Raw genomic sequence first — 18847 nt, forward strand, 5'->3', positions numbered from 1 at the left:
GGCCCGACGGGGCAATTTTTTAAGGACGGCCAAGTAATAAATTGGTAATTTGGCTGACATGCGAAAAGTCATCATGGCCCTGGCGATGCTCATGTCCTGGCAATGCCGCCCGGGCGCCATGGCGCAAACAGATAGAGCGGCCATCCTGCGCTATCTCACCGAACTCCCTCAAAAAAAATCCGCCCGGCTGATATCCGGACAGTTCGAGAGTTGGGGCTTGGCCGTGAAGCGCCTGGACGACGACGGGAACTACCCGCACGTGGTTTGGGAAAAAACGGGCAAATGGGTCGGCCTGGTTGGCGCCGAATACCACAACGGCCAGGATGTAAACTGGGAAAAACCCAACCAGCTGTTCGAGGAATACTGGCGCCAGGGCGGTTTTTGCCAATTATACCTGATTATGACAAACCCCGCCAACCCCGGCTCTTTTAACGGCGGTGGCAAATGCGATATCAACTTGGTGCTGGACCCGTATCACCCCTATCACACCCATTTTTATAGGGAGCTCGATAAGGTAGCGGCGGGTCTGGCGGAATTGCAGAAAAAAGGGGTTGTCGTTTTCCTGAACCCGTTTGCCGAGGCGACCGCCGATTGGTTCTGGTGGGGCGGCAATCCAACGGACTTTATTCGGCTTTACCGGGAAGTTCATGATTACCTGGTGAAAGAAAAACAATTGGACAATCTTTTATTTATTTACGAACCCTCCTGCGCCAACAATACAGCGATGCAATTCTACCCCGGCGATGGCTACGTCGATATGATCGGCTTTTCATTATTTGTCGATTATAACAAGGAAATTGATTCGCAGAGCATTCAAAATTATAGTCAGCTCAAATCGCTCGGAAAGCCCATGGCCATCAGCCAATGGGGACCCAGACGGGGAGGCGACCAAACCGGCGGGCAAGACCAGCCGCCGGGAGATAACCTGAAGCTGATGAGGGGCATTCAAAAGTATTACCCCGAAATCGTTTGGTGGATGAACTGGAACTATGCCTACGCCATCGCCACGCCGGATAATTCAAATTATAATGCCAGGGAGCTGCTGGACCATCCTTGGGTGATTAATCGGGATGGGATAAAACCGCGGTGACATAAAAATTCCGGTCCACCCGTAATGCTGAATCCGTGCAAAATATCTTACGCCATCGGGTGCCCGGAGAAATAAAGAAACGCTCCCCACGTAACCAAACCTTCACGGGCATATCGAATCCCGGCACGCAGTTCGCCCAGCGATACGCAAGGCTATCCCCGTCAAAACGATATTCCAGTACCGGAACCCGGGCCGTGGTCAGGTATTGGGCAAAGACGCGGGAGAAGTCCCGGCCGGTAGACCGGTTGATACAGGATAAGACTTCTTCGGTATTGACGGTGCTGTGGTAAAAGCGGGTGTTCAGGTCATGGAGACATTTCCGGAAGGCGGTGTCCCCGACGATCTGCCGGATCATGTGGAGCATCGCGCACCCTTTGTTATACTCGTCGGTGCTGCCCGAGCCGATAATGGGTGCGTCATTTTTGATCCTTTTCCAGATGCCGAGCGTATAGTCGTTCCCCGCCCCGGTACCAAAGATCCAGGTCGTGTACAACGTTTCCAGGTATTTCGTGAACCCTTCGTGTATCCAGCCATCGCGCCAGCTATTGGCCGAAATGCTGTTGCCAAACCATTCGTGACCGCTCTCATGGACCAGGATGAAGTCCCACTTCAGCCCCCACGGCGTGCCGGACAGGTTTTTGCCGCGATAACCGTCCTCGAAGCCGTTCCCGTAGGCGATGGCGCTCTGGTGCTCCATACCGGCCATGGGGCTCTCGACGATTTTGTAGCCGTCGCCATAAAACGGATAGGGCCCCATCCAGTATTCAAAGCACGCCAACAGCGTGTCCACCTGCCGCAGGTGTCGTTCCGCCTTTTCCCGGTGGTAATCGATCACCCAGTAATCGCAATCGAGCCGGCCGGCCAGACCCGGATAGTCGTGGTGCCAGGTAACGTACTTCCCGATGTAAGGACAGATATCGTAGTTGTTGATCGGGTTGGCAACCTTCCAGTCCCAGGTGGTCCAGCCGGGCGGCCCGGGCCGCCGGCCGATTAGCCGTCCATTACCAACGCCAACGAGGGTATCCGGGACCGTTATGCTTAGCGTCATTCCGCTGTCCGGCTCGTCATAAGAGGCGTTTTTGCAGGGCAGCCACAGCATCCCCCCCGGCGATTCGCAGGCAAGGCTTACCCAGGGCCGGCCCAATGAATCTTTCGACCATATCCAGCCGCCATCCCACGGGGGATTAACCGCTTCCTTAGGATGACCTTTAAAGGCAACGGCTATCGTAACCCGTTCACCGGCGGCGATGGTGCGGGGAAAGCCGACCAGGTAGCCATCGGGCTTTTGCGAGACGGAGAGCCGTTTTCCCTGCCAACTGACGGAGGAAATGGTCATCGGCGCCAGCAGGTCGAGCAACAGCGTTTGCCCCGGCTTGACCGCCCGGAACGCTATCGTGTTGGTACCGGTTAGGGTGTGGGTGGGAAAATCCGGTCGGATGGAAATGCTATAGTGAAGGACATTCCACCACGCCTGTTCCGGCAGCGTGGAAGCGGGCATTTTCTCCCGGCCGGGTTGCGCGAACGCCGATTGCGCAAACCCCGACAATCCAAACAAGATCAGCCAGCGCATCATTCCGTCCGCAAGCTCCTCACCGGATTCATTAACGCCGCCTTCAGCGACTGGAAGCTCACCGTGACCAGGGTGATCAGCAGGATACCGGCGCTCGAAGCGCCGAATATCCACCAGGAAAGGGGCGCCCGATACGAATAGCTCTCGATCCATGTATGCATCCCATACCAGGACAACGGCACGGCGATGAGGATGGACAGCGACGTCAGCCATAGAAATTCCTTCGACAGCAGTCCCCAGAGGCTGAGGACGCCCGCGCCAAGGACCTTCCGGACACCGATCTCTTTGGTGCGCCGTTCGGCGACAAAAGCGGCGAGCCCGAAGAGACCGAGACAGGAAATAAAGATGGCGAGCCCGGTAAAGACGGCGGCGAGGTTGCCGATGCGCTCCTGCGCCGCGAATTTGGCGGCATACTCCAGGTCGACGAACTTATAGATAAAGGGGCTGGCAGGGTTGTATCTTTTAAAAATCGGCTCCATCTGCTCGAGGGCCGTGTGGGGTGCCAGACCTGGTTTTATCCGGACGATAACGTTCCCCCCGGTATATCGGCCACCCACAAAGACCGCGGGCATCACCGTATCATAGGGAGCGCCGCTGATGATATCGGCTGCAACCCCGACCACATGATACTGCGTGCCAAACAGCTTCACCGGCAGCCCGATGGGGTCTTTAACCCCCATCTCTTTGACCGCTTTGGCATTTAAAATGACCGCATTGCTATCGGTGAGGTAATCGCTGGAAAGATCGCGACCGGAGATGATACGCCAACCGATGGTTTGGCCGTAATCCGGGGTGATATCGACGTTGTTGAAAGTAACGGCGATCTGTTCGGGCCGCTTGCCGGGCCAGTCCATCCCGTTGCCATACGCAAAATTGGTGGGCGTCAAATCGGACGCCGCGACGTTCGAGGCGAGACCGCTTTGGAGGAGCTCTGTTCGAAGGGCCTCATAATGCTGACGGATCTCGGGCGTATTCATCTCGACGGTGAAAAGGCCGTCGCGGGCATAGCCGACGGGCCGGTCCTTTGTAAACAGGATCTGCCGGAATACGATGACTGTGGAGATGACGAGGGTGAGCGAAACGGTAAACTGCAGGACGACCAGCACCTGGCGCGGCAGCGAGGCCAGTCTGCCGGCCTTGAAGGTCCCCTTCAGCACTTTGACGGGGTTGAAGCTGGAGAGATAAAAAGCGGGGTAGCTTCCCGCCAGCAGACCAGTGAGGACCGCAAATCCAAGGAGGGCGAGCCAGAAGATGGGTTCGGCCCAGGGGATATGCACGTCTTTTGCGGCCAGCTGGTTGAAAAAGGGCAGCGCCAGCTGGACGATGGCTATCGCGCCTATGGCGGCAATGAGCGCCACAAGCACGGATTCGAACAGGAACTGGGCGATGAGCTGGCGGCTGAAGGAACCGATGGTCTTGCGGATGCCTACCTCCTTGGCGCGGCGCTCGCTCCGGGCCGTGGATAAATTCATAAAGTTTATACAGGCCAACAGGAGGACGAAGAGGCCGATGGTGCCAAACAGCCAGACAAACCGGATGGGGCCGCCGTCGGGCTGGCCGTTTTTAAAGTCACTCCACAAATGGGCCTTGTCGAGGGGATAGATCAGGGCGTCCTCGTGAAAGTCTGTGATGTGGGGGCTCGGCACGTGGCGGACCCGGTCCGTGGCTTGCCCGAAGGTGACACCCGGCGCGAGCTCCACGTAGAGGTGGCCGTTATGGTCGTTCCAGTCGGTATTGGTGTTGAAGTAGGTGTTGACCTTGTTGTACCACGGGAGGATCGCCTGGAGGCCATAAAATGTGGTATTCCGGGGCAGGTCCTCGTACACGCCCCCAACCTTGAACTCGACCTCGTTGCCGCCTTTCACCATCCTGCCGATGGGGTCGGCGCTACCAAAAAGCGCGGTGGCCAGGGACTGGGAAATGAGGACGGTGGTGGGGTCCTTTGCCGACATAAGGTCGCCCTCGATAAAGCGGAATCCGAACATTCTTGGCAGCTCCATCTGCGCCCAAAGCGCCTTGCCGCTTACCACCCGGCCGCCATCGCTGAACAGGGCGTCGAAACTGCCCGAGCTCGTGATGGCTGTATGGGTGAAAAGGGTTGAATACTGGCTGAAAGCATTGCTCCATGGCATCGGGATGACGTCGCTGGTACCATTCTGGTCGTTAAGGTAGGCATAGTGCATGGCGACGCCGATGCGCCCATGGTTTGGCGTATAGTGATCGAAGCTGAACTCGTCGGTGATCCAAAGGGCGATCAGGAGGGTGAGGGCCATGCCGGCGGTAAGCCCGGCGATGTTGATAAGGGAATGGACCCGGTGTTTTTGAAGATTCCGTATGGAGATGGTGATGATGTTTCTGAGCATAGCCAAAATCGCGGCTAAAAAGGTACCATATTTTTACGCATTAATAATCAACGCATTAAAAATAGACATAGAAAACGACCGTTCGGAACCGTACACCTCATGTTCTATTCCGGCCTGTGGCAGATTTTTTGCACTACCATACCAGGATACTCATTTTTGTTAACCTTAATTTTTCATCTATGAAAAAGAAAAGCACCCTTGTGCCGGCAATACTTCTAATGATATTGTCAGGCCTGTTTCTACCCCGGGTGGTAATGGCCCAGGACGCCTCCCAGGCGAGGATCATCAGGGACAGCAAAGAAGCCAAAGCTTCGTTTTTAAAGGCCGATCCTTCTATGAAGAATCTGATAAAGAGCTCCGCCGGCTACGTGATATTTCCCAACGTAGGCAAAGGCGCCGCGGGCTTGGGCGGAGCCGCGGGTAAAGGAGCGGTGTACCATAAAGGGATGCCGGTCGGCACCGCGCAGATGACACAGGTAACCGTAGGTGCGCAGGCGGGCGGCCAAGCCTACCGGGAAATCATTTTCTTTGAAAACAAAGAAGCCCTGGATCGCTTTATGAAAAACAAAATTGAATTCAGCGGTCAGGCTTCGGCCATTGCCGCTAAGGCGGGCGCGTCCTCCGATGCGAACTATCGGAACAGCGTAGTCGTTTTTTCGCAGGAAAAAACCGGTCTGATGCTGGAGGCGTCTTTAGGCGGACAAAAATTCGCCTATAGAGAATTAAAATAAGGAACCGGAGAAGCCGCTGTCATCAGCGGCTTCTCTTTTAGTCTCCCTTCATCGAAGACCTTGCCGCGGCGATCGCCGCAAAGGTTATGACCGCCGCGATACACAAATAATACCCCACGGCGGGCAGTCCATAGCTTTTGGCCAGCGTGGTGGCCAGGTAGGGGGTCAGCGACGCCCCCAGGATACCCGCCAGCGTAAATGCCAGCGACGAGCCGGTATACCGGACGGCTGCCGGAAATATCTCGGCCAGCGCCGTTCCCAACGGCCCATAGGTCAGCCCCATGAGAAACATCCCCACGGACAGGAAAACGCCGGTGACAAAAAGGCTGCCGGTGCTGAAGAAGGGAGCGAAGGACAGGCCAAAAATAAAGATGCCCGCGGTCGCCAGCATCAATATGCTGCCCCTGCCGTGCTTGTCGGCCAGCAGCGCCGACAGGGGGATACCGATCCCGAAGAAAAGCATGGAAATCATCTGCGCGATCAGGAAGCTGCCTTTTGCGTAGTGCAGCGCCGAAGTGCCCCAGCTGAGCGTAAACACCGTCATGAGATAGAACAGGAGAAAAGTGGTGATGGCCGCCGCCGTGCCCAATACGATCGCGCGGGTGTGTTTGACAAAAACGTCGGCCACGGGAACCTTTACACGCTCGTTTTTTTCCATGACCTTTAGAAAGTCCGGTGTTTCGGTCAGCTTCAAACGGACATAAAGCCCTACCCAAACGAGTATGGCGCTGGCGATAAAAGGTATGCGCCAGCCGTAATCAAAAAATTGCCGGTCGCTGAGGACCTTGTCGAGGATGAGGAAGGTGCCGCTGGAAAGGATAAAGCCGATAGGCGCACCCAGCTGGGGAAACATGCCATACCATGCTTTCTTGCCCGCCGGCGCGTTTTCCGTTGCCAGCAGGACGGCGCCGCCCCATTCTCCCCCAAGCCCCAGGCCTTGGCCAAAACGGAACAACGCCAGCAGGATCGGCGCCGCCACGCCAATGGTTTGGTAGGTCGGCAGAAGGCCGATGGCGACGGTAGATGGACCCATCGTCATCAACGCCGCGACCAGGGTGGCCTTCCGGCCCTTCCGGTCACCAAAATGCCCGAATATTGCCGCGCCCAGCGGTCTGGCAAAAAATGCCAGGGCAAAGGTGGCCAAGGATTGCAAGGTGGCGGAAGTGGGGTCCGCGGCCGGGAAAAACAATTTGGGGAAAACCAGCACCGCGGCGGTGGCATAGATATAAAAATCAAAAAATTCGATGGTCGTGCCCGCCAGGCTGGCCAGCAGTATGCGGCTCGTGGAGGCGCGGTTCGTGTTTGCCGGATTCATCCGCTAAACTTAGCGTATTTTCATGAATGTCCCATCTTCAAAGGAAGCATTTCGAAGTACTTGACGGACTGCGCGGCGTGGCAGCGCTGGCCGTAGTCATTTTCCACTTCATGGAGTTCGTCGAGCCGGATTACAGCAAAAGCTTTATCGGTCACGGTTTCCTTGCCGTGGATTTCTTTTTCTGCCTGTCGGGGTTTGTCATTGCCTACGCCTATGACGACCGCATCGGGAAACTGGGGCTGCGGGAATTCTTCCGGTCGAGGCTTATCCGGCTGCACCCCCTGGTGATCGCGGGCTCGGTCCTGGGGTTGGTGGGTTTTCTTTTCAGTCATTCGGAGCCGTTAGGTGCGCTCCGTGTCGCCGAAATATTCGCGTGCTCGCTGCTGATGATACCCTTTCCGGTGATGCACGAGCGGGCCTACAATCTTTTTAGCTTCAACGCGCCCGCCTGGTCGTTGTTCTGGGAGTACGTGGCCAATATCGCGTATGCACTTGTCCTCTGCCGGATCAACCGCCGTTATCTGACCATACTGGTCGTCGTGGCTGCCGCCGGAATAGTCTATGTAATTTACAAGGAGGACTCGTTATTGGGGGGCTGGAGCGGCCCGACCTTTTGGGACGGTCTGGCGCGCGTTTCCTATTCTTTTATGGCGGGGCTGCTTATTTACCGCTGCGGATGGATGGTCAGGAACCGGATGGGCTTTTTGCCCCTGGCCGCGCTGCTGGTGCTCGCGCTCGTGTCGCCATTCGGGAAATGGAACCTGTTTACGGAGTCCTTGATCGTATTGATATATTTTCCGGCGCTGATCATTATTGGCGCGGGAGCAACGCCATCTCGCCGCATACGAAGTCTCTGTGTGTTTTCCGGGAGAATATCCTACCCGCTCTACATGACCCACTACTGGGTCATCTGGATTTTCGGCGACTACCTGGGTAGCCACCGGCTAGCCCCGGTAAGCCTCTTCCTTATCGTTTTTGGCGCCATTGCGTTCCAGGTGACGCTCGCTTATGCTGTAATGGTTCTGTACGACATCCCATTGCGTCGCAGGCTCTCGAAGGCCTAGTTCTGCTACGACCGGCTCGTCGATAAGCGTCGGCCGGCGGCGAAGCCCGATAAAGACGAATTGAATGCCCGCCGACAGGAGGCAGAAAGAGCCGAATATGGTTGCGATCGTGATCATAAAACTACGGTAATGGATTCCACACAATACTACGCCGAATAGCCATTTCCAGGGGTTAGGCGGTTGTTAGCAGGGCGTTATCCGCCAGTTAACGCCTTTTCGTTACCTTAGGTTATGCGGAAAACCGTTCTCTTACTGCTACTGGCGCCGGCAGCGTCAACCTTCGCCAGCGCCCAGCTGAGCGTCCACTACGACCCCTCGATCCAATCCACGGGCAACATCGACTATTTCAAACCCAAGGGCAACCTCTTCGTAGGCGACTGTATTCCCTTCTATCATGACGGCCAATACTACCTCTACTGGCTGCTGGACTCCGCCCACCATAAGGCCCTGGGCGGCCTGGGAGGGCACCAGTGGGCCCTGAGCGTGTCCTCCGACTTGAAGACGTGGAAACAATACCCCGTCGTCCTGGGTATCGACGAGGCGTGGGAAAAGTCGATCTGCACGGGTTCGGTGGCATACCACGCCGGGAAATTCTATGCGTTTTATGCGACGCGCCTGATCGATAGCTCGGGTAAGGTCAACGAACAGCTGAGCTACGCCATCAGCGACGACGGTATCCATTTCGCAAAGCAAAAACCCAATCCCTTCTATACCTCCGCGCCCGGCTACAGCAAACGGAACTTCCGCGATCCCAAGGTCGTAGTGGACCCGGACGGCACCTTCCATTTGTTCGTTGCGTCGGGCCAGGAAAACGCACCGACGCCCGACGACGGGGCGCTCGTGCACCTCGTTTCCAAAGACCTGACACAATGGTCCGTCCGGTCTCCGCTCATCTACGGCCAAAGCGACGTCCCCGAGTGCCCGGACTATTTCCTATGGAATGGCTGGTATTATCTGGTCTATGGTCGCGGCGGCAATACGTTTTACCTGAAGTCGCGGCATCCCTATGGCCCCTGGGAGTACCCGCGGTACCAGGCCCTCAACGAGGACTGGGTCAACGTCGCGAAAACGGCGGCTTTCACCGGTGGCCGGCGGATCGAGGCCGGGTGGATACCCAGCCGGCGCGATATGCGGGACGATCAAGGCGAGGTTTTTGGCGGTAATATCGTGCTGAGGGAGCTCTCCCAGGAAAGCGACGGCACGCTCAGCACCTCTTTCCCGAAAGAGGTCGCCGAACCCACCGGCCCGGCGACACGCCCTCACGACCAGACCATTCACGCGCCCGACGGCCAGGACGCCTTTTTCCTCTATGACGTCCCGACAGACGCGGTAATCGGTTTCGACGCCGAAGCCAGCGGCCCGGTCGAGTCCTTTGGCTGTTTCTTGCGGGGCGGGGACAAAGGCAGGGACGCCTATCGTCTGGCCTTCACCCCCGACAACCGGGAAGTATCGCTGGCGGAAACGCACATCGACGCCGTCGAAGGCCTGCATAATAAGATACACGTCCAGATCGTGATGAAAGGCGATATCATCGACGTTTGCATCGCCTCCAAACGTTGTATCGTCAACCGCCTCTACGAAAGGAAGGGCGCCGTCCTCGGCTTTTTCGTCAAGCACGGGACCGTGCGCTTTAGCAACATTGGCATCGCTGCAATAAACCATTAAAACACATATACCATGGAAAGCACAAAAACCCCGCCCGGTATAACCGGGCCGCAGGAAGGCCGGAATGTCTCCGTAGTCCCGGTCCGACCTGTTGACATCGGTGCTTTTCTACCTCCTCCGGCGCTGGACGGTGAGGCCATGAAACGGTTGCTGTCTATCGCAGAAAAATACGGGCAGAAGGTTTTCCCCCCGGATTACCTGGGGTAACACGCCGGGGGGCCTTCTTACAACTGCTTCTTCTGAAAATGCCTGCTCATCATCACGCTCAACAACGCCAGCCCCGCAAAAAACGCGATAACCGCGCACCAGTCTCCGCCGCCCACGTGCCCCGATTTGAACAACAGGCACCCGGCGGCCAGGTTGACGATCCCCCAGATCACGTTAACCGTGGGTGACGAAGGACCTATGCCCCGCGGTTTGGAAAAAGGCGAGGGAAAAGTGTTTCCCTGGATCCCCGCGACGAAATGCGGGACGAAGTTGGCCAGAAAAGCGCCGGAAAAAAAGGCAGCGACATAGTTGTACCATTCCATATGTAGAGGTTTATGCGACGGTTTCTTCGATGGCTTCCTCGACTTCTGCACGCGTAGGCGCGGCGCCGGCAACGGTCAACCGCCTGAAAAATACGGCCAGCACGACCAGCGAGGCGACGCCTTCGCACAACACCGTTACCGGCGCGCCGAACTTCGACGATACGGCGCCGATCAGCAGGGCGCCCAGCGGCATCATGCCAAAGATGGCCATGAACAGGACGCCGATCGCCCGGCCACGCATCTTGGGATCCGATTCGGACTGGATGAGGATGTTGGAGATCGTGTACTGCGCAATCGCGCCAAAGCCTGCCACGGCGCCAAAGAACATCGCCAGCGGGAAGTTTGTTGTCCGGGAAAAACCGACCAGGGCCGCGCCGAGGAGCAGTATGCTGACCAGGAGTATTTTCCGCATGTCCGTGCCTGGCTTCCGCGTCGCCAGGAAGATGGTGCCGGCAACCCCGCCGATTCCGACAAAGCTGTTTATATACCCAAAGGTGGACGCGTTGCCTTTGAACACCACCTTGGCATACTCCGGAAGGACGATGCTATAGGGTAAAACGAGCAGGCTGACGATCGAGAGCATCAATATAACAGTCGCCAGGTTCCGTGTCTTTACTACATACATGAAGCCTTCGGTAAATTCCGTCCAGACCTTTTTATCCGACCTTTTAACGGTCGGGGGAGGAACTTTCATAAGAACGACCGAAAGGAATACCCCGCCAAAACTCGCCGCATTGATCAGGAAACAAACGGCGGCGCCCCATGCGTTGAGGACGAAACCGGAAAGCGATGGCCCCAGCAGCTGGGCAAGGCTCGCCGTGGCCGTAGTCAGGGCCAGGGCATTCGGCAGGTCCGAAGGTTCCGCCACGACCTCGTGCAGGAGGGTCTGCCGCGCGGGGATGTCGATCGCGTTGATGATACCCAGCACGACGCTCAGCGTCAGGATGGCCCACATCGGGTCGTGACCGGTGAGCACCAGCAGCGCCAGCAAAACGGACTGCGCCATCGACGCGACCTGTGTAACCTTGATGACGGTGTACCGGTTGAACCGGTCGGCTATGATACCGCCGGGGATGGACACCAGGAATGACGGGAATTGCTCGGCAAAAGCCGTTACCCCGGACCACCATAGGGAATTGGTGATCGAATACACCAGCCAGATAACGGCTATCCGCTGCATCCAGGTGCCGAATTGGGAAACGGACCGGCCTGCAAAATAAAGGGAGTAGTTCCGGCTCCGAAAGGCCCTGAACATTTGTATATCGCTAATCTTATTCATTTCTCTATTTCTTCAACCACTTGGTGGCCATGTCGCTCAATACGCGTATTGAAGCCTTGACGGCCTGGGTAAGGTTTTGATCGGGCAGCTCGTTCCGGATGCCGCGGATGCCGCTGGTGATGACAAAGACCCAGTTGTCTGTTTCTTCATCGCTCAGGACCCTTATTTCTTTTTTCTCCGCCGCGGCCGCCAGGATTTCCTTGAGGACGAGGCTTTCCTGGTGGACGAGCTTGCGGTGAAGCCCCTCGGTCGTCTTCAGGTGCCCCAACCGCTCTTTAGATTCCATGGTGGCCCACATCGAATTCAGGATCAACTTCCATTCCCGGGAGATCCGGAGCTTGGCCACGCAGAAAGTGAAGACCTTTTCCTCCAGGGGTTGGACGTCGGCGACGGCTTTCCGGAGGTCCTTGGCGATATCCAGGACAATGGCGTCGATGGCCGCCCTGAAAACCTCGTCCCGGTTCTTATAATAATAATAGAGCGAGGTCCTGCTACGGCCGGTAGCCTTTGCTATATCGTCCATGGCCACTTTATCCGGGCCAAACTGGCGGTAGAGGCGCAGGACGGCCTGTAGGATTTCTGCCTGTTCTTCTTGGGGAGGGAGAGACACCCCACAAAAGTACATATTTTTCGTCAATATTTCAAAATTTGACGAAATGTCAAAGCCGGCCGCCTATCGGAATTTGAAAATTAAAAAGACGACGTAGATTTGATAGCCCATGGACGATCGCCGCCAAACCATAGTCAACGCCCGGATCATCACCCCCGACGAGCTCATCGACAACGGCTCCGTCATTGTCGTGGATGGCAGGATAAAGGCGGTAACACAGGGCCGGGTGGATGGCGCAACGATCGACGCCCGGGGCTGCTACGTGTCCCCTGGTTTTATCGACCTCCACGTCCACGGTGGCGCGGGGCACGACTTTATGGACAACGACGTGGAGGGTTTTCTCGGGATCGCCCGCTTCCACGCGCGTCACGGCACCACGGCGATGACGCCGACCACCCTCAGCTCGGGACAACAAGCGCTGCTGGACACCCTGACGACATACAACCGCGCCGCGCCGCTAAACAGGGACGGTGCGCAATTCCTCGGCGTCCACATCGAAGGCCCCTATTTCGCGATGACCCAAAAAGGAGCGCAGGACCCCCGGTATATAAAACCGCCGGATGAAAAGGAATACCGCGCCATCCTCGAACACTCGGATAAGATCGTCCGGTGGAGTATCGCCCCGGAGATGCCGGGCGCGCTGGAATTGGGCCGGTTGCTAAAAGGCAAGGGGATCATCCCGTCCATCGCCCACACGGATGCGACCTACGAAGAGGTAGTAAAGGCCTTCGAGTCGGGATACACCCATATGACCCATTTCTACTCCGCCATGAGCGGGATCATGCGGCGGAATGGTTATCGTTACGCCGGGGTTATCGAGAGCGGATACCTGATCGACGATATGACGGTCGAAGTGATCGCCGACGGCATTCACGTTCCGCCGCCCTTGCTACGGCTGGTCTATAAAATCAAGGGGCCGCGGCGGACCGCGCTGGTCACGGATGCGATGCGGGGTGCGGGTTTACCTCCCGGTGAAACGGTGCTGGGCCGGCGGGACGACGGTACAAAAGTCGTGGTCGCCGACGGCGTCGCCTGGTTACCGGATCGCAGCGCTTTTGCCGGAAGCGTCGCCACTGCCGACCGGTTGGTCAGGACCGTTATACAGGAAGCCGGGATTCCCCTCATGGACGCCGTTCGGATGATCACCGCGACCCCGGCGGAGATCATGGGGGTAGACAAGGGACGTATACGACCGGGCAGCGACGCCGACCTGGTGATTTTTGACGAAAACATCGACATCCGATATACCATCATCGGCGGACGCATAATCTACGACGCGAATGCTTAACATAGTAAAAAGCGAAACCCGTGAAGCCATGGGCGCCGCCGCCGCCGCGCAGGTAGCCGCGTGGTTACGCGAGGTATTGTCAGGGCAGCCCACCGCCAACGTCATTTTCGCCGCGGCGCCTTCGCAAAACGACTTCCTGGCGGCGCTTACAACCGACGGCTCGATCGACTGGCCCCGGATCAACGGTTTCCATATGGATGAATACGTCGGTCTCGCATCCGCCGCGCCCCAGCTGTTTGGAAACTTCCTGAAAGGCAAGCTCTTTGACAAGGCGGCCTTCAGGTCTGTCTTTTATATCGATTCCCAGGCCCTGGACCCGGGAGCCGAGTGCGCGCGTTATGCCGCGTTGTTGCGGTCCCATCCCCCCGACCTGGTATGCATGGGCATTGGAGAAAACGCGCACATCGCCTTCAACGATCCCCCGGTGGCCGATTTTCGCGACCCGGCATGGGTAAAGATCGTGTCGCTGGACGACGTCTGCCGGCAGCAACAGGTGAACGACGGTTGTTTTGCACGCCTCGACGACGTGCCGGAGATGGCGATCACCCTGACCATCCCCGCGTTGGTACAGGCCCGGTTTATTTCCTGTGTCGTGCCGGGCATCCGGAAGCGGCGGGCGGTTGCCGACACATTACACGCGCCCATATCCGAAAACGTACCCTCGACGATACTGCGCACGCACCCGGACGCGATCCTTTTCGTAGACAACGACAGCATATGAAGACTTTCCTTTTGGCGGTGGGGTATATGGCGCTGGCTTTGATGGCCGCTGCCGCTGACACGGCGGAGCCCTTCGCCATCCGCGGCTTCCACCTCGACCTGCGTATCCAGGTCATGAAGATGCCGGCGCTCCGGCAGTTTGCCGAACAGTTGAGCCATAACGGCATCAATACCCTGATCGTAGAGTGGGAGGGCACCTATCCCTACCGGCAGGACCCCCTGATCGCCAACCGTTATGCCTATACGCGGGACGAGATCGCCGGTTTCGTCCAGTTTTGCCGGTCGCTGGGAATTACCGTCGTCCCCCTCCAGCAAAGCTTTGGACACGTCGAATACATCCTCCGGCACGACAAGTACAAGGCGCTCCGCGAGGATGAAAAGGACCTTTCCCAGGTTTGCCCGAGCGAAACGGAAGGCAACCGGGCATTATTTACCCGGCTCTATACCGACCTTGCGTCCACGCATCCCGGTCCCTACATCCATATCGGCGGAGACGAAACCTATCTGCTGGGCCATTGCGAAAAATGTAAGAAACGCGCGGCCGAAGCCGGCCTCAGCCGGCTCTATTTCGACCACATCAAGATGCTGTGTGACATCGTCGTCGGGCTGGGCAAACGCCCCGTACTCTGGGCGGATATAGCGTTGAAGTACCCGGAGTACATCCACCTCCTTCCCCGCCAGACCGTCTTCATCGACTGGAACTACGGCTGGCCCGCCGACCGGTTCGGCAACCATCTGAAGCTCGTCGGCAGCGGCTACGAGATATGGGGCGCCCCCGCCATCCGGAGTGACCCCGACAACTACTACCTCACCTGCTGGCAAAAGCACTTCGACAACATCCGCGACTTCATCCCCTTTTGCCGGTCGGTGGGATACAAAGGCATCGTCATGACCAGCTGGTCGACCTCCGGCGCCTATTCGTCGGTATACGACTCCGAGAACGCGCTGCTGGAGCTCTCCGCAATCCGCCATGTCTATCCCGTCGGCGGGTTCGACATGCTCATACAGGCTTTTGAGCAAGCGGTAGCCGACCCGCAGCCGCTCGACGTCACCCGTTTTATCGCCCGATACGCACACGACCGGTATGGCCTCGACAGCCGCGACGCCGGCCTGCTGCAACAGGCGCTTTTCACCGCCCCGTATAAGGCCCAGGCCTCCAATGCCCGGGCCTTGCTGGACAGCGCCCGCGCCGCCGCCCATATCCTGCACGCCCTAAACCCCGCGGCCAACACCGACGAATTCGCCCACTACCGCCTGATGGCGGACATCCGCGTCTTCTACCTCGAATTCATGGTTATCCAAACCTCCCTGAACGACGGAACGATCGCGGTAACGGACGCCATCACCCATCTTGACGCCCTCCGAAAGGAGCAGCCCCGCCTGGACCAGGAATTTATCCGGCTAAACCGCGACCTCCTCTACCCCTCCGCCCTGGACGAGGAAAACCGCCTGCGCAACGAACGCGTCGACCAGCTGTACGAGCGGCTGAGCCGGTCACGGTAGCAATAGGCAAGACCTGAAAATTAGTTCCGCGTATTGATCAAACTAACGACCACCCTCGTCATCATCTCCTTCTCCTCCGGCTTGCTTTCCGCGATCATCAGCGTCAGCGCTACGAGCGCGTTGTCGCCGATCTTTTTGGTGCCGTTCGGACGATAGAGGAGGTGGTTCTTCTCCAGGAACCAGACAAACAGGAAGGCCGCGATCCGTTTATTCCCGTCGGAAAACGAGTGGTTTTTGATAACGAAGTACAACAGGTTGGCCGCCTTTTCCTCGACGCTCGGGTACAGCTCGTGCCCGTCGAAGGTCTGGTAGATGGCCGCCAGCGACCCGCGGAAGGATTCGTCCTTCTCGTTCCCGAACAGCGCGCTTCCGCCGAATTTGTCCTTCAGCCCCCGGATCGCCTCCATCGCGGAGGGATAAGTGATGGTAAAAAGACCCCGGGTAGAAGTGCCCTCGATCTCCAGGACCTGGTGGTCGTACTTGTCGAGGATGTCGAGTGCGTAGGCATAGTCGGTGACAACATTGAAAAGGCCCCGTGCCTCGTCCGAAATCAATGGATTGTTTTCGACCAGTTGCCCAAGGAATTTTACCGTTTCTTTCAGTTCTTCGAATTGCTCGGTTTTTTCTTTCAGTTTTTTCTCATTGAGGCTATAGCCTTTGACCAGGTGGTCCTTCAGTACCTTGTTAGCCCATATACGAAATGCCGTCCCCCGTTTGGAACTGACTCTGTAGCCGACAGACAGGATGACGTCGAGGTTATAGAATTTTGTCTTCCGGTTGACTTTGCGGTTACCCTCCTGTTGAACTACCGAAAAGACCTCGGTGGTTGACTCCTCACCGAGTTCTCCTTCATTATAAATATTATTAATGTGGATGTTGACGGTGGCTATGTCCTTGTCAAACAATTCAGCCATCATTTTTTGGGAGAGCCAGAGGCTTTCTCCTTCCATTTTTACTTCCAGCTGTGCCTGGCCGTCCGGCATTTGGTATATGACGATTTCCCCTTTCCCGTCGCTCATATTAAATAATTGATAATCAATATATTTGAACTATTTGAAAAAAACAAATAGTTGGATTCTTACTCGGCTGGACCCAAAAACGAACTATTTGGAAAAGCTTAATAGTTCAATTTACCCTAAATTCCCTTCCTATGATACGCTTGCTGCTCCTTGCCGCCCTCCTCCCCGCCCCAAAGCCCCTCCGTCTGGCCTCTCCCGACGGAAAGATCGTTTTCACCTTCAGCCCCCAAACCGGGTACACGGTTACCTATAAGGGAAAACCCCTGGTCGACGCCTCAAAACTGAACCTTTATTTCAAGGACCAGAGCTTGCTGGTAGATAAAACAACTAAACCCGGCCGGCCAACCTACACCACCGGAACCGACGATTACACCCTCGTCGTCGGCAAAACCGGCAAGGTCCACGACCAATACAACCAACTAACCCTCCCGTTGACAAGCGCCCACACCATAAACCTCGAGGTCAGAGCCTTCAACGACGGTCTCGCCTTCCGCTATGTCATGCCGGAACAAAAAGGCTGGACAAAGTATGAGATGACCGACGAAAGAACGGAATTCCGGCTGAGCGGCGACCCAACGGCCCTGGTCTCCTTCCTCCCGGGCTACGGCTCTTCATTCGAGCAGCGGTACCACACCGAAAAGGTAAGCGACATAAAGGAGGACACCCTGATCCAGCTGCCGGTAACCTTCCAATACGGCGACAGCGCCTACCTGGCGATCACCGAGGCCGCCCTGACGGACTACGCCGGCATGTCCCTCATAAAACACAACGGCATCCTGGAGAGCCAGCTCACCCCGCTCCCCGGGGAACCCGCGAAAGGAGACACCGCTATAAAAGTCAGGGCCACCCTCCCGCACCAAAGCCCCTGGCGGGTCCTGCTCATCTCCGACCACCCGGGCGCGCTGATCGGGTCCAACATCATCACCAGCCTCAACGAGCCCAACCGGATAAAAGATACGAGCTGGATCAGGCCCGGCAAAACCGACTTCCACTGGTGGAACGGCGACATTTCCCCGGACACGACCTTCGCCCCGGGGATCAATTTCGACTTCAACAAATACTACATCGACTTTTGCGCCAGCCAGGGGCTGGAGTATCATACGGTCATCGGGTACGCCAACCGAGCCTGGTATACCAACGACGCGACGGGCTATGCGCCGGACCCGGATACGCACCCGGACGTCACCCGCCCGGTGCCCGGGTTGGACATGCAGCAGATCTGTGACTATGCGAAAAGCAAAGGCGTCGGTATCCGCGTATGGGTCCACTGGCAGGCCCTGTATGCCCAGCTGGACAAGGCTTTTGCGCAGTTCGAGCAATGGGGGATAAAAGGGATGATGGTGGACTTTATGAACCGGGACGACCAGGAGATGGTGAACATCCAAACCGAAATCCTCCAAAAGGCGGCGGCGCACCACCTGGAAATCCAGTTCCACGGAGCCTACAAGCCGACGGGGCTCAACCGGACCTATCCCAACGAGTTTACCCGGGAGGGGACGTTGAACTACGAAAACGACAAATGGGACGACCCCATCACCCCCGACGACGACATCAGCATCCCGTTCACCCGGTTGCTGGCGGGCCCCGCCGACTACCACCTGGGTGGTTTCCGTGCGGCCACGGACAAACAATACAAAGCCCAATATACCCGCCCGCTGGTCCTGGGTACGCGTTGCCATATGCTCGCCATGTACGTGGTGCTGGAAAACGAGCAGGGCATGGTCTGCGACTATCCCGACGCCTATCTGGGCCAGCCGGGTTTTGACTTTATCCGCGAGGTCCCCGTCAGCTGGGATGAGACGAAAGTGCCCGCCGCCAAAGTAAGTCAGTACGTCTGTATCGCGCGCCGCAAAGGGAATGACTGGTATGTAGGCGCGATCAACAATTCGACGGAGCGTACCATCAGCATCAGGCTCGACTTCCTGCAACCCGGCGGATACGAAGCGGAGATATACGCCGATGCGAAAGGAGAAAACCCGAACACCCTCGTGCAAACAACACAATATGTACAACCAGGCGACGTCCTGACCCTCCACCTGGCCTCCGGCGGCGGACAGGCGATCCGCATAAAACCGCGATAACGCCGCCATAAACCCCGAT

Annotated in this window: 16 protein-coding genes; 9 read left to right on the plus strand and 7 right to left on the minus strand. The window is 57.2% G+C overall.

Going from position 1 to position 18847, the window contains the following annotated elements; translation table 11 throughout:
• Positions 1-58: 58 nt before the first annotated feature.
• On the plus strand, positions 59-1090 hold the full coding sequence (locus VL547_RS04695; RefSeq protein WP_325575725.1) for a glycoside hydrolase family 26 protein: 1032 nt from the start codon (positions 59-61) through the stop codon (positions 1088-1090).
• Here VL547_RS04695 and VL547_RS04700 read toward each other — a convergent pair.
• Positions 1062-2663 (minus strand): M1 family metallopeptidase, encoded by a 1602-nt coding sequence (locus tag VL547_RS04700; protein WP_325575727.1) that lies wholly within the window; start codon positions 2661-2663, stop codon positions 1062-1064. The genes VL547_RS04695 and VL547_RS04700 overlap by 29 nt on opposite strands.
• Complete coding sequence (locus tag VL547_RS04705) at positions 2660-5023, minus strand: ABC transporter permease (protein ID WP_325575729.1); 2364 nt, start codon at positions 5021-5023, stop codon at positions 2660-2662. The genes VL547_RS04700 and VL547_RS04705 overlap by 4 nt, the downstream gene beginning before the upstream one ends.
• 116 nt (positions 5024-5139) lie before the next feature.
• On the opposite strand from VL547_RS04705, the gene VL547_RS04710 reads away from it, so the two are divergent.
• Positions 5140-5754, plus strand: a complete 615-nt coding sequence (locus tag VL547_RS04710) for a YSC84-related protein (RefSeq protein WP_325575731.1) — start codon at positions 5140-5142, stop codon at positions 5752-5754.
• Between the two features lie 37 nt (positions 5755-5791).
• Here VL547_RS04710 and VL547_RS04715 read toward each other — a convergent pair whose 3' ends face one another.
• Positions 5792-7069, minus strand: a complete 1278-nt coding sequence (locus VL547_RS04715; RefSeq protein ID WP_325575734.1) for an MFS transporter — start codon at positions 7067-7069, stop codon at positions 5792-5794.
• A gap of 26 nt (positions 7070-7095) precedes the next feature.
• Between VL547_RS04715 and VL547_RS04720 the strand changes: the two genes are divergently transcribed.
• From VL547_RS04720 to VL547_RS04730, 3 genes are all read left to right on the plus strand, one after another.
• Positions 7096-8133, plus strand: a complete 1038-nt coding sequence (locus VL547_RS04720; RefSeq protein ID WP_325575736.1) for an acyltransferase — start codon at positions 7096-7098, stop codon at positions 8131-8133.
• A 231-nt stretch (positions 8134-8364) separates the two neighbouring features.
• The gene (locus tag VL547_RS04725; protein ID WP_325575738.1) at positions 8365-9798 is read left to right on the plus strand and encodes a family 43 glycosylhydrolase; all 1434 of its coding nucleotides are present in this window, start codon (positions 8365-8367) and stop codon (positions 9796-9798) included.
• A 12-nt stretch (positions 9799-9810) separates the two neighbouring features.
• Complete coding sequence (locus tag VL547_RS04730; protein WP_325575740.1) at positions 9811-10005, plus strand: hypothetical protein; 195 nt, start codon at positions 9811-9813, stop codon at positions 10003-10005.
• 17 nt (positions 10006-10022) lie between these two features.
• Here VL547_RS04730 and VL547_RS04735 read toward each other — a convergent pair whose 3' ends face one another.
• From VL547_RS04735 to VL547_RS04745, 3 genes are read right to left on the minus strand one after another with little or no spacing between them, the layout of a single operon-like run.
• On the minus strand, positions 10023-10328 hold the full coding sequence (locus VL547_RS04735) for a hypothetical protein (protein WP_325575742.1): 306 nt from the start codon (positions 10326-10328) through the stop codon (positions 10023-10025).
• A gap of 10 nt (positions 10329-10338) precedes the next feature.
• Positions 10339-11607, minus strand: coding sequence for an MFS transporter (locus VL547_RS04740; RefSeq protein ID WP_325575744.1), 1269 nt, complete (start codon positions 11605-11607; stop codon positions 10339-10341).
• Between the two features lie 4 nt (positions 11608-11611).
• Positions 11612-12217, minus strand: a complete 606-nt coding sequence (locus VL547_RS04745) for a TetR/AcrR family transcriptional regulator (protein WP_325575746.1) — start codon at positions 12215-12217, stop codon at positions 11612-11614.
• A 109-nt stretch (positions 12218-12326) separates the two neighbouring features.
• Between VL547_RS04745 and nagA the strand changes: the two genes are divergently transcribed.
• The 3 genes from nagA to VL547_RS04760 are packed head-to-tail and all read left to right on the plus strand — an operon-like array spanning position 12327 to position 15728.
• Positions 12327-13505 carry an N-acetylglucosamine-6-phosphate deacetylase gene (gene nagA / locus VL547_RS04750; protein ID WP_325575748.1) on the plus strand — a complete coding sequence of 393 codons (1179 nt, stop codon included), beginning with the start codon at positions 12327-12329 and terminating at the stop codon, positions 13503-13505.
• A complete protein-coding gene (locus VL547_RS04755) occupies positions 13498-14226 on the plus strand; it encodes a 6-phosphogluconolactonase (protein WP_325575750.1) in 729 nt (242 codons plus the stop codon). The genes nagA and VL547_RS04755 overlap by 8 nt, the downstream gene beginning before the upstream one ends.
• Positions 14223-15728 carry a family 20 glycosylhydrolase gene (locus VL547_RS04760; protein ID WP_325575752.1) on the plus strand — a complete coding sequence of 502 codons (1506 nt, stop codon included), beginning with the start codon at positions 14223-14225 and terminating at the stop codon, positions 15726-15728. Before VL547_RS04755 ends, VL547_RS04760 begins: the two co-directional genes overlap by 4 nt.
• A gap of 20 nt (positions 15729-15748) precedes the next feature.
• Here the strand turns inward: VL547_RS04760 and VL547_RS04765 are convergent, their stop codons facing one another.
• Complete coding sequence (locus tag VL547_RS04765) at positions 15749-16747, minus strand: virulence protein RhuM/Fic/DOC family protein (RefSeq protein WP_325575754.1); 999 nt, start codon at positions 16745-16747, stop codon at positions 15749-15751.
• Positions 16748-16878: 131 nt separating this feature from the next.
• On the opposite strand from VL547_RS04765, the gene VL547_RS04770 reads away from it, so the two are divergent.
• Complete coding sequence (locus tag VL547_RS04770; protein ID WP_325575756.1) at positions 16879-18828, plus strand: glycoside hydrolase family 97 protein; 1950 nt, start codon at positions 16879-16881, stop codon at positions 18826-18828.
• The last annotated feature ends 19 nt before the right edge of the window (positions 18829-18847 follow it).

The sequence above is a fragment of the Dinghuibacter sp. genome (assembly GCF_035492835.1).
Classification (GTDB): domain Bacteria; phylum Bacteroidota; class Bacteroidia; order Chitinophagales; family Chitinophagaceae; genus Dinghuibacter.